Raw genomic sequence first — 11,889 nt, 5'->3', positions numbered from 1 at the left:
CGTTTCCACAAGATAGCAGACTAAACCAGAAAAATTTAATATGCACCACGACCAAAGAGTGAGTGAGGAATGGTTTGCAGCAAAATGCGGATATCCAGGGCTATCGACCAATTTTCAATGTAGTAAATATCCAGCAGGCACAGTTCGTCGAAGGTGAGGTCGGAACGGCCGCTTACCTGCCATAGTCCCGTAATCCCCCCAATCACGCTCAACCGCTGCTTGTGCCACGGCTTGTACTCAGACACCTCTTCCGCCAGCGGCGGGCGTGGCCCCACCAAGCTCATTTGCCCCAGCAGCACGTTGTAAATTTGCGGCAGCTCATCCAGGCTTACCCGGCGAATAAATCGCCCCACCCGCGTCATGCGCGGATCATCTTTCATTTTGAAGATGGGGCCGTCTGCCTGGTTAAACTGTTTAAGTTCATCTTTGTGGCGGTCTGCGTCTACCACCATTGAGCGGAATTTGTACATGGGGAAGAGACGGCCGTTCTTGCCCACTCGCATCGCTTTATAAATCACTGGGCCTGGAGAATCCAGTCTAATTGCCAGTACAATAATCCCCATCACCAGCAACGCCGGGATACCACCCAGCACAATAATGGCGAGATCGAGCAACCGCTTCGTAAGCTGCTGTGCCCGCGTAATGCCCACATCTCGCACGCCCAGCGTAGGAATCCCGGCCATGTTGTTGAACTCTACCCGATTCATACTGAGCTGAAGCAAATCCGGCACAACTTGCGCCCGAACCCCATGCTGCTGACAAAGGCGCAATAGCTGCGAAATTTGCTGGTGCATTTCGCCGGGCAGGGCAATAAACACGGTGTGGAGCTGCGGCCGTTCTGACAGCGTGTTTTGTAAATCGGCAAAAGTGCCCAGGTTGGGAATGCGTCCCAGGCCAATGTTGTTCTCACTTTCACCGTCGTGCAGGTAGCCCACAGCTTTGTAGCCTAAATCTGGACGAGCCAGCAGCGTGCGAATGAGGCTGCGGCCCACCTCGCCAGAGCCAATCACTAATACCCGGTCGGCCAAGATGCCCCGCTGGTACAATGCGCCCAGCAAAATGCGGCGCAGCAGCCGCGCCGTGCCAATCAGCACCACAATCGCCAGGAACGCCCAAAAATACATCAGGCGCGAGAACGGGGTGGGCTGCACAAAAAAGGCAATCATGCTCAACAGGCCAATCCCCGCCGCCACGGCATAGCTAATGCGTGACAGTTCATCTACCCAAAATTCGCCGCGTTTGCGCCGCCAAACGCGCACCTGAATGAAGGTGAAAATAAGCAAAATGTTGAGCAGCAACATTTGCCCATAATAGTCAGCAAACGGCACCCAAAAGGAAGGGGAGACCGGGCGCAGCCACTGCCACTGGTAGCGAATAACGTAAGCCAGGGCAAATCCGCCGTTGATTAACAGCAGGTCACTCAAAATAGTGGCAATCCGAATTCGTTGATGACTCATTTTTATTTGGCCACAGAGAACACAGAGGAAAAAGAGAGAAACCCCTCTTAAAACTCAGTGTCCTCTGTGGCAAATTGATTTTGTAAGGCGCGTTGGTAAACTGCGGCCGTTTCCGCACCAGCACGCTCCCAAGAAAAAGTTTGGGCATGAACCAACCCTTGTTGGCGTAGTTTATCTTTTAATAGTGGATTGGTTAAAACGGCCGTCATCTGCTTTGCCAACGTTTCCACATCATCCGGGGCAAACAGCAGCCCCGCATCGCCCACCGCTTCGGGAATGGATGAACTGTTCGAGGCAATAACAGGCGTGCTGCACGCCATCGCCTCCACCACTGGCAGGCCAAACCCTTCGTAAATCGACGGAAAGACGAGCAGTTCTGCGGCGTTGTACCACAGCGGCAGCTCGTCATCGGGCACGTAGCCAGTAAAAACAACCCGCTCAGTCAAACCCAACGCCTGCACTTGTTGGAAAATTTCATCGTACAGCCATCCTTTTCCACCAACCAACACCAGCTTCAGCTCAGAATCATCCTGCCGAGCAAACGCTTCGAGCAGTACCGGGATGTTTTTGCGCGGCTGGAGCGTGCCCACATGCAGCACAAATCGCCCCAGTCCCTGCTTTTGCCGAAAGGCCCCCACCTCATCTGGCGGCAGAGGGCGATACGCAGCATCAACGCCTGGCACCACCACGTCAATCTGACTGAGTGGCACGCCAAAAAAGTGATGTACATCCTGGCGGCTCGATTCTGAAATGGTAATAATGCGACGCGCCCGCTGGCAAGAGCGGCGCGTCTGGCTGCTTAGGTACCATCGCTGCAAAGCTGGGAACCGCTCTGGAAAATGGTAAAAGCTCAAATCGTACACGGTAATGATGGCCGGGCAGCTACTGAACAGCGGCGTAACAAACGCCATGCTGTGCAGCAAGCTAACCCGATGCTGCCGCAGTTGCCAGGGCCAAATGAGTTGCTCCCATAAGATGCGGAACAAACGGTTTTCGGTAGGCAGACGGCTGGAAACGGCCGTAATCCCCGGCAAATCGTCAAATAAATCTTTCTGTTGTGTAAAAACAACGTAGGTCGGTTCACCCTCTTCCCAGGGCAGATGACGCAGCACTTGAGCAATATATTGGTGAATACCCGCCCGGCGATAACCAGCCTCACCAGAGAGTAAATGGGCGTTGATTCCCAACCGGCTCAACATTGCGCCACCGTTTGAACCAAGATGCTGTTCAGACGGCATAGCCCGAAATTATAGCTGATCCACTATCACGTGCCGAAACAACTAGGGGGCTCTCGACAACCGTCACGCAGTTGCCACTCACTTGACGCTCATTTTGGCCTATGGTAGACTGCGTTATGTTTACTAAAGATTAACATAAGTAATCTTTCACATAGTGGATGAAAAAGGTAGGAATCCTATGAAACGTCTCGTTCAATCTCGTTGGCTGCTGCCACTGCTGGCTTTGCTGGCCGTGGCTTTGGTAGCTTGTGAGCGACCCATCAACTCGGAGAGCACAGACCCCACACCCGATCCCATTTTGCCCGCAACGTTGATGCCCACCGCCGACCCCGGTGTGGCTCCCACGACAGACCCTGCGGCGACAACGGCCGTCCCCGATGGCAGCACGACTGATCCGGCCACAGAAGCGACTGCTGAGCCAGGGGCAGAAGCCACACCGCCGCCAGAAACCAATGAACCTCGTGGCGAAGTGACGCACACGGTAACCTCTGGCGATACCATCACCGGCTTAAGCGTTTTGTACGACATTCCGGTTGATGTGATTGTAGCGGCCAACAATCTCACCAATATTGACTCATTAGAACTCGGTCAGCAGCTCATCATCCCCGCTGAAGGCACTGAAGTAGAGGATATTGTGCCGGCGCAGACGCCTGCGGCCGAGGCCACAAGCCCGCCTCCGGCAACCGAGGAACGGACGCATATAGTGCAGGCTGGCGAGAATTTGTTCCGCATTGGTCTGCGATATGGCTTTAGCGTAGAAGAATTGGCTTCATACAACAATATCGCCAACCCCAACGTGCTGGATGTGGGGCAGGTGATCAAAATTCCGCCCAGCAACTAGCATTTTAGGAGATTAGAGATTGGCAATCTCCAATCTCCTTTCAATTCTCCATGATAAAATGTACCCATTCTGAGCCGCTGTGGCAGCAGGAAGATAGCTGGCGGCTGCGGCTGGACACCTTGCGACTACCAAACGGCCGTACCATCCAAAAAGCGGCCGTAGAGCATCCGGGGGCAGTGGTGTTGGTTCCGGTACGTCCGTCCAACAGTGGCTATGAAATCCTGATGCTACGCCAATATCGGCACGTCCTCAACCAAACCATTTTGGAACTGCCCGCAGGCACGCGCGGCTGGGACGAAGATTGGCTGGTCTGTGCCCAACGCGAACTGCGCGAGGAAACTGGCCATCGCGCCCAAAAATTCACCCCGCTGGGCCAAATCTGGCCTGCCCCCGGTATCTCAGACGAGTTGATGCAGCTTTACCTGGCAGAAAACCTGTCCCGAGCCCCCCTTCCCGGCGACGAAGATGAATTAATAGAATTGGTGCCAATGCTCCTGGATGAACTGGTGGCGATGTGTTGGGACGGCCGTTTACAAGACGCAAAAAGCATCATCGGCATCCTCCGTACAGCCCGTTATCTGAACCAACCACTTCAAGCTGAGTAGCACCACAGTACCAGTAGCGTAAGGCGATTTGTAAGTGCCCCCGTAAGTGCTTCAGGCTACGATCCTGCCTTATGGAGCAACGTGAGCCGACGATTCGGCCATTCACAATCACCACAGCCAAAGATGCGCCCATTATCGTCATTGGGGGTGGTCCGGCTGGGCTTACAGCTGCTTACGAACTCATCAAGCAGCAGTACAAACCCATCGTTCTAGAGAAAAACAACAAGGTCGGGGGCATTGCCCGCACCGAAAATTATCGCGGTTACCACTTTGACATGGGTGGCCACCGGTTTTTTACCAAATCAGTCCGGGTACAGCAGTTTTGGCAAGAGGTGCTGGGGGATGATTTTCTGCGCCGTCCGCGCCTTTCCCGCATTTTCTACAAAAACAAATATTTTCACTACCCGCTCAAACCGTTGAACGCACTAGTAGGGCTTGGCCCCATCGAGGGTATACGCATCATCGGCAGTTACGTGCGTTGGCATTTGTTTCCTTACAAAGAAGAAGAAACGTTTGAACAATGGGTGACCAATCGCTTTGGCAAACGACTGTTCGAGACGTTTTTCAAATCGTACACAGAGAAGGTATGGGGCATTCCGTGCAGTGAGCTAAAGGCAGAGTGGGCGGCGCAGCGCATCAAGGATTTGTCGCTCAAAACGGCGATTACCGCCATGTTTCTCAAGCCGCAGGAAACGATCAAAACGCTCATCGAGGAGTTTGACTACCCACGGCGCGGTCCGGGCATGTTGTGGACGGCCGTTCAAGACTGCATCAACGCACAAGGGGGGCAGGTACAGCTCAACAGCAATGTGGTGGGCATTCAGCGCGAAGGGCAGCAGATTACTGGGGTGACTGTGGAGCAAAACGGCCGTACCCACACCCTCATTGGCAGCAACTTTATCTCCAGTATGCCCGTGACCCAACTGCTAAAGTGGCTCGATCCGCCGCCGCCAACGCACGTGCTACAGGCCGCCAATCAACTCAACTACCGCGACTTCCTTACCGTTTGTCTCATCGTGAAAAAACCGGAGCTTTTTCCAGACAACTGGATTTACATTCACGATCCCAGCGTGCAGGTTGGGCGCATCCAAAACTACAAAAATTGGAGTGCCGATATGGTGCCAGACCCCAATACCACGAGTTTGGGTCTGGAATATTTTTGCAACGAGGGAGATGCCATCTGGAACATGCCAGATGAAGAGCTGGTGATGCTTGCCAAGCAAGAGATTGCCAAAATTGGCCTGGCTCAACCGGATGATGTGGTTGATGGTGCGGTTTTCCGCGTAGAAAAATCGTACCCGGTTTACGATGCTGATTACGAAGATAGCCTTGAAACCATCAAGCACTATTTAGCTTCGCTGGAAAATTTGCAAACCATTGGCCGCAACGGACTGCATCGGTACAACAACCAGGATCACGCCATGCTCACGGGGATGCTGGCCGTGCGAAATCTGCTACTTGGGGAACAAAATGACCTGTGGCGGGTGAATGCCGAGCAAGAATACCATGAGGAACTGGTGCTCAACCAACCGTTAGATAAAGAAACAGTTACACATGTGGTTGATGATATTTTGGATGGCGCATTCCCCAAGCTAGACCCGTTGGCGTTGGGCATGTCGTTGGGCATTGTGGCCGGTATGAGTTTGCTGCTGGCAACGCTTTTCATGGTCGCCACTGGTGGTGACATTGCCGGCCAAACATTAACCTTGCTGGCACAATTTTACCCAGGATACACAGTAACGGCCGTGGGTAGTCTGATTGGGTTGGGTTACGGTTTTCTTACCGGATTTGCCCTCGGTTGGGGGTATGCTTTCTTGCGCAACGCTGTGACGGCCCTCTATCTGGTTAGCCTCCATCGCTCCGCCCAGCAAAGTGCCATGCGCCAATTCTTCGAGTACATTTAGCCGCATATTGCCGTTTACTTTAGAATTTTTCCGAAAAGCCACAGAGGAAAAAGAGAAACTGAGAAATGAACCTTCGCCTCTAAGCTCTCTGTGACCTCTGTGGCCAATATTCGGGCAGGTACTTAGGCAAAAGGTAGGCAATTTGTTGCAAAATCCGGCAGAATTGGTTAATACTGGTATCGTGTAAAAGCCAAAAAGAAGCTAAATTTAGAACCGCCTCGCATTTGGCTTTTACATAAGCAAACCACAAAGAAATTGCGCTTCGGTTTTCAAAACAATTTCTGTGGTTTGCGCAGAATGCTGAAATACCGCCCGTTTTCGGCAAGACAACTAAATGATCATACGGAACTTTTTGGGGTTTGAATGCACTTGTCAGCGGGGAGCCAGACATTGCCAATTTCAGCACCAAGAAGTTTTTTTTTGAAAATGGATAAAGAGCAATCAACCCTGGAAAAAATTGTTAAAACGCGCTTAACGCGCCTAAACGCGGTTGTTTCTGGCCTGGTAACAGGCGTTATATTTGGGTTGATCGTATTTATTGCAACCAACTGGCTACTGCTCAAGGGTGGCGAGCCTGTCGGCCCCCATTTGGCACTGTTGGGCCAATTTTTCCTGGGGTACACCGTGAGCTTCTGGGGCAGTTTGGTTGGCTTGCTTTATGGGCTTGTGACCGGATTTATTATGGGATTTGCCGTTGCTTTTCTTTACAATGTCTTCCTCAATCTGCGTCACAAGCAATGAGAAAACCGTTATGAAACCTATGATTTCGGTGATTATTCCCGTGCACAACGGTGGTGATTTGTTTCGCCGCTGTTTGGAGGCATTGCAGAAAACATTGTACGAGTCGTGGGAATGTATTGTGGTAGAAGATGGCTCAACCGATGACACGGTGGAGACAGCCTATACTCACGGCGTGCGCTTGGTGACTGGGTTGAGCCGCCGTTTAGGGCCAGCCCAAGCACGAAATATTGGGGCGCAAATTGCTCAGGGTGAGTATCTTTTTTTTGTAGATGCCGATGTTCTGGTACAGCCAGGCACGGTGGGGCATGTGGCGGCTACCATGCAGGCAAATCCGGAGTTAGCTGCCTGCTTTGGCTCTTATGATGATGAGCCATTTGCGCCTAACTTTCTCTCGCAATATCGTAATTTGATGCACCATTATGTGCATCAGCATAGCAAGATTGATGCCTCAACCTTTTGGAGCGGTTGCGGTGCCATTCGACGGGATGTTTTTTTGGCGGTTGGCGGTTTTAATGAGCAGCTGTACGAACGGCCGAGTATTGAGGACATTGAGCTAGGCTATCGACTACAGGCGGCTGGGCATCGGGTGCAGCTAGAAAAGCTACTGCAAGTAAAGCATATGAAGCGGTGGACCCCTCGCCAAATGCTGATCACCGATGTGCGTGACCGGGCATTGCCCTGGACACGGCTCATTTTGCAGGGAGGCGGCGCGCCCAACGACCTGAACCTGAATTTTTCACAGCGGTTGAGTACGGCCGTTACCTTCGTTGGCTTATTCGCGTTGGGGTTAACTATTTTCTCTGCCTGGGCGTGGCTGCTCGTATTGCTGGCAATGGTGCTGTTGCTATGGCTGAACTGGCCATTTTATCAGTTCCTGCTGGAAAAGCGGGGCGTACGTTTTATGCTGATGGCGTTGCCGTGGCATTGGCTCTACTTCATTTACAGCGGCGCCAGCTTTTTAGCGGGACTGCTGCTGTTCCGGCTGGGCCGTGTGGAGCAAATTGTAGTGGACGGCATGCAGCCATTAACTACGCCTTCAACTGGTAACCCACGAACCACCACCGAATGAGCCATCGGCTAAATAAACCATTCGCCCAAATCCCCATTTTGCAATAAGCTATCTTACATGAGCAAAAGCAACGCGCTGCGACAACAAATTCTGGCATTGGTACAAGAATATTATGAGGCTGAACACAGCCAGCAATCGTTTATGCCCGGCGAAACCGAGGTGCCTGTTTCCGGGCGCGTGTATGATGCCGCCGAAATGGTCAACTTGGTGGATTCCTCGCTGGAGTTTTGGTTAACTACCGGTCGCTACGCCGAGCAGTTTGAGCAGGAATTTGCCCGCTGGATGAACGTGCGTCACGCAATTTTGTGTAACTCTGGCTCCTCGGCCAATTTGCTTGCTCTCTCTGCATTAACTTCGCCTAAACTGGCTGACCGCTGCCTTTTGCCGGGAGATGAGGTGGTTACAGTCGCGGCTGGCTTTCCCACCACGGTAAACCCAATTGTACAAAATCAGCTCACGCCTGTTTTTCTGGACATTGAGTTGGGGACGTACAATGTGGATGTAAGTTTGCTGGAAACGGCCGTTTCCCCGCGCACCAAAGCGATCATGATCGCCCACACGTTAGGCAATCCATTCGATTTAGATGCCGTTGTTGAGGTTGCAAACAAACACAACCTGTGGCTTATTGAAGATAATTGTGATGCGGTCGGTTCGACATATAACGGCCGCTTCACCGGCTCCTTTGGGCATCTGGCCAGCGTTAGCTTTTACCCCGCGCACCACATCACCATGGGTGAAGGGGGCTGCGTGCTTACCAATCGGCCGCAGCTTAAAAAGCTGGTGGAATCCTTCCGAGACTGGGGGCGCGACTGCTGGTGTGCCCCCGGCGTGGCCAACACCTGTGGCAAACGGTTCGATTGGCAGCTAGGTGATCTGCCCGAAGGATACGACCACAAATACATCTACTCCCACATTGGCTACAACCTGAAGATGACCGACATGCAAGCGGCCGTTGGCGTGGCCCAACTGGAGAAGCTGCCCAGCTTCATTGAAGTCCGCAAGCGCAACTGGCAGCTTTTGTATGATGGCCTCAAACAGTACGAGGAATTTTTCATCTTGCCGCAGGCCACTCCCAACAGCGACCCAAGCTGGTTTGGCTTTTTACTCACCGTGCGGCCGGAGGCTCCCTTCGGGCGGAATGAACTGGTGCAATTTTTAGAGGCCAATCGGGTGGCCACCCGGCTGCTTTTTAGCGGCAACATTACGCGCCAGCCCGCCTACCAAAACGTCAACTACCGTGTTGTGGGAGAATTAACCAACACAGACATCGTGATGAACCAAACCTTCTGGATTGGCGTTTACCCACGCATAACCCCAAAGATGATTGATTATGTTTTATCTGTCTTTGCCGATTTTTTGGCGCACTGAGTTGCTGGCTTAATCTCATAAGATGGAACTTCTGGAGCGCGAGGCATCTTTACAGGCTTTACAGACTGTTTTGGCTGAGGCAACGGCTGGAAACGGCCGTATCGCCTTGGTAAGTGGTGAAGCAGGTATTGGCAAGACATCCCTCGTTGAACAATTTGCCGCCAAGTGCCCGAAATCTGCCCAGCAATATTGGGGTGCTTGCGATTCTCTTTTCACCCCACGTCCCCTTGACCCCATCTACGATATGGCCCACAAAGCGTGGCCTGAACTGCTCAGCCTGCTACAACAGGGAGCAGAGTGGTTAGCTATCGCCCGAACTTTTTTGAGCACGTTGGAAAACAGCAAACAGTCTTCCCTTGTTATCATAGAAGATGTGCATTGGGCAGATGAAGCCACCCTAGACCTAATCAAATTTCTGGGCAGACGCATCCGCGCCACGCCCACGCTCATGATCATTACCTATCGTGATGATGAACTTGAGCCACACCATCCTTTACGCATTGTTTTGGGCGATTTGGCCACGTCAAAAATTTTGCGTCGTATTCCGCTACGGCCGTTGTCTATAATCGGTGTCCAGCAGTTAGCCAAGGCTAAGGAAGTAGACATTGCCGCTCTGCACCAGCAAACAAAGGGCAATCCCTTTTTCGTTACCGAACTGTTAGCCAACGAAGGTGAAACCATTCCAACAACGGTGCGCGATGCAATTATGGCGCGTGCCGCACGCTTGTCTCCCGCTGGCCGAGCCACGTTAGAGGCGGCAGCCATCATTGGCGCGCGCGTTGAGCCCGGACTGCTGGCTCAAGTGGCTGACGATAAGGCGGCAGCAGCAGAGGAATGTATTGCGACCGGGATGCTCCGCACAGATGGTGAAGCGTTAGCCTTCCGCCATGAGCTAACTCGCCAAGCGGTGCTAGAAGCCATTTCCCCACCACGAAAACTGCTGCTTCACCAACAGGTGCTGGCTGCCATGCAGGCCACGCCACTGCATCAGCAACACCTGGCACGGCTGGCACATCATGCCCACGCCGCCAACGATTTTGAGGCGGTGCTTAAATATGCCCCCTTGGCTGCAGAACAAGCGCGCGCTGCTGAGGCGCATCGTGAAGCAGCCGCACAATACGGCCGTGCCCTACACTATGCTGATCATCTGCCGGTTACTGAACGAGCTGCTTTGCTGGAAGCATATGCCCTAGCGTGCAATATTGTAGAGCGAGTGCCAGACTGCATTGCTGCCCGTCAGGATGCTATCGCTATCTGGCAGGAAGTGGGCAATCAACTGAAGGTAGGCCACAACTTGAGCCTTTTGGTGGTTGTGTATTTTCGAGTAGGGAAAACGGCCGTTGCCGAACAAACCAGTCGGGAGGCTATTGAGCTGCTGGAAGGACTGCCACCGAGCCGGGAGCTGGGACATGCCTACCGCACCCAAGCCGGGCTGCGTATGCTGCACCGTGATATGGCCGAGGCACTCATCTGGGCAGAGAAGGCAGTGGCACTGGCTGAGCAATTTAACGACACCGAAACGTTAGCAGCCGTTTACAACACCATCGGTTCCGCTTTACTCCTTTCCGATTATGAAGAAGGGTGCCGCTACCTGGAAAAAAGCCTGGCTATTGCCCAAGCGAACAACATGCCCATGTATGTGGCCAATGCGTTTACCAACTTGGGTTCTGGCTCTGGTGAACTGTACCAAATTCATCGGGCAGATCGTTACCTGGCTCAAGGCGTTGCCTATGCGTTGGAGCGGGAGCAGGATGGGGCCTGGCTTTACATGACGGCCTGGCGGGCTTTAACCAAACTTTATTTAGGTCAGTGGGATGAAGCGGCTGATTTAGCAACGGCCGTTCTGCAAACCCCCGGCGTTTCTGCCACCACCCAAATTATGGCACTGCTTGCACTGGGACGTTTACGCACCCGGCGTGGCGACCCCGGTATTTGGGAGGCACTGGATGAAGCATTGTCGTTAGCGGACAAAACACAAACCTTGCAGCGTATTGCCCCCGTGCGCATTGCCCGCGCCGAAGCTGCCTGGCTGGCATCAAAACCACAGCACGCCCAGGCAGAGGCCGAAGCCGCTTACAGGCTGGCTGTAGACAAAAAGCATCCGTGGTTTACCGGCGAGCTGGCCTTTTGGCTCTGGCGGGCAGGTCAATCTGTAACCTTACCCTCGTGGACGGCCGTTCCCTTTGCTCAACAAATTACTGGCGAGTGGCAAGCCGCCGCTGCCAACTGGAAAGAGCGAGGCTGCCCCTATGAACAGGCCGCGGCTCTGGCCGATGGCGACGAGGCATCCCAGTTTGCGGCTTTAGAAATCTTTGAGCAGCTAGGAGCTGCACCCGCAGCCGATAAGCTGCGGCAGAAATTGCAGGCAGCTGGCGTACGGGGCATCCCGCGAGGGCCACGCCCTACCACGCGAGAAAATCCTTTTGGCCTAACCAGCCGGGAAATGGACGTTTTGGAACTGTTGGCCGAGGGATTAAGCAACACGATGATTGCTCAACGGCTAACAATTTCACCGCGTACCGTGGAGCATCATGTCTCAGCCATTCTTGGCAAGCTGGCAGTTGAGTCACGAATGGCAGCGGCCGCCATTGTGCGCCAGCACAATCTTTTTGCTGAGTAGCCCCGCCGCCCCCAACATAGGTATCCCCCATCCTCAATCTAGGTGA

Annotated in this window: 9 protein-coding genes; 7 read left to right on the top strand and 2 right to left on the bottom strand. The window is 53.2% G+C overall.

The genetic code is table 11. The features are described 5' to 3' along the window. Positions 1-35: 35 nt before the first annotated feature. Positions 36-1,457 carry a sugar transferase gene (locus ACOQPU_RS15990; RefSeq protein ID WP_420640833.1) on the bottom strand — a complete coding sequence of 474 codons (1,422 nt, stop codon included), beginning with the start codon at positions 1,455-1,457 and terminating at the stop codon, positions 36-38. Between the two features lie 47 nt (positions 1,458-1,504). After that, on the bottom strand, positions 1,505-2,695 hold the full coding sequence (locus tag ACOQPU_RS15985; RefSeq protein WP_420640832.1) for a glycosyltransferase family 4 protein: 1,191 nt from the start codon (positions 2,693-2,695) through the stop codon (positions 1,505-1,507). Positions 2,696-2,873: 178 nt separating this feature from the next. Between ACOQPU_RS15985 and ACOQPU_RS15980 the strand changes: the two genes are divergently transcribed. The 7 genes from ACOQPU_RS15980 to ACOQPU_RS15950 all read left to right on the top strand — a co-directional run bounded on the left by ACOQPU_RS15980 (position 2,874) and on the right by ACOQPU_RS15950 (position 11,843). Next, positions 2,874-3,536 (top strand): LysM peptidoglycan-binding domain-containing protein, encoded by a 663-nt coding sequence (locus tag ACOQPU_RS15980; protein WP_420640831.1) that lies wholly within the window; start codon positions 2,874-2,876, stop codon positions 3,534-3,536. A 50-nt stretch (positions 3,537-3,586) separates the two neighbouring features. Further along, positions 3,587-4,141, top strand: coding sequence for an NUDIX hydrolase (locus tag ACOQPU_RS15975; protein ID WP_420640830.1), 555 nt, complete (start codon positions 3,587-3,589; stop codon positions 4,139-4,141). Between the two features lie 71 nt (positions 4,142-4,212). Beyond that, positions 4,213-6,045, top strand: a complete 1,833-nt coding sequence (locus ACOQPU_RS15970) for an NAD(P)/FAD-dependent oxidoreductase (RefSeq protein ID WP_420640829.1) — start codon at positions 4,213-4,215, stop codon at positions 6,043-6,045. A gap of 426 nt (positions 6,046-6,471) precedes the next feature. Continuing rightward, positions 6,472-6,786, top strand: coding sequence for a hypothetical protein (locus tag ACOQPU_RS15965; RefSeq protein ID WP_420640828.1), 315 nt, complete (start codon positions 6,472-6,474; stop codon positions 6,784-6,786). Positions 6,787-6,796: 10 nt separating this feature from the next. Next, positions 6,797-7,855, top strand: coding sequence for a glycosyltransferase family 2 protein (locus ACOQPU_RS15960; RefSeq protein WP_420640827.1), 1,059 nt, complete (start codon positions 6,797-6,799; stop codon positions 7,853-7,855). 57 nt (positions 7,856-7,912) lie between these two features. Next, entirely contained in the window at positions 7,913-9,223 is a 1,311-nt protein-coding gene (gene rfbH, locus ACOQPU_RS15955) for a lipopolysaccharide biosynthesis protein RfbH (RefSeq protein WP_420640826.1), read from the top strand. Positions 9,224-9,245: 22 nt separating this feature from the next. Continuing rightward, positions 9,246-11,843 (top strand): ATP-binding protein, encoded by a 2,598-nt coding sequence (locus tag ACOQPU_RS15950; protein ID WP_420640825.1) that lies wholly within the window; start codon positions 9,246-9,248, stop codon positions 11,841-11,843. The last annotated feature ends 46 nt before the right edge of the window (positions 11,844-11,889 follow it).

It is taken from the genome of Candidatus Leptofilum sp. (assembly GCF_965223285.1).
Classification (GTDB): domain Bacteria; phylum Chloroflexota; class Anaerolineae; order Promineifilales; family Promineifilaceae; genus Leptofilum.
This window is presented reverse-complemented; position numbering and strand designations above follow the sequence as displayed.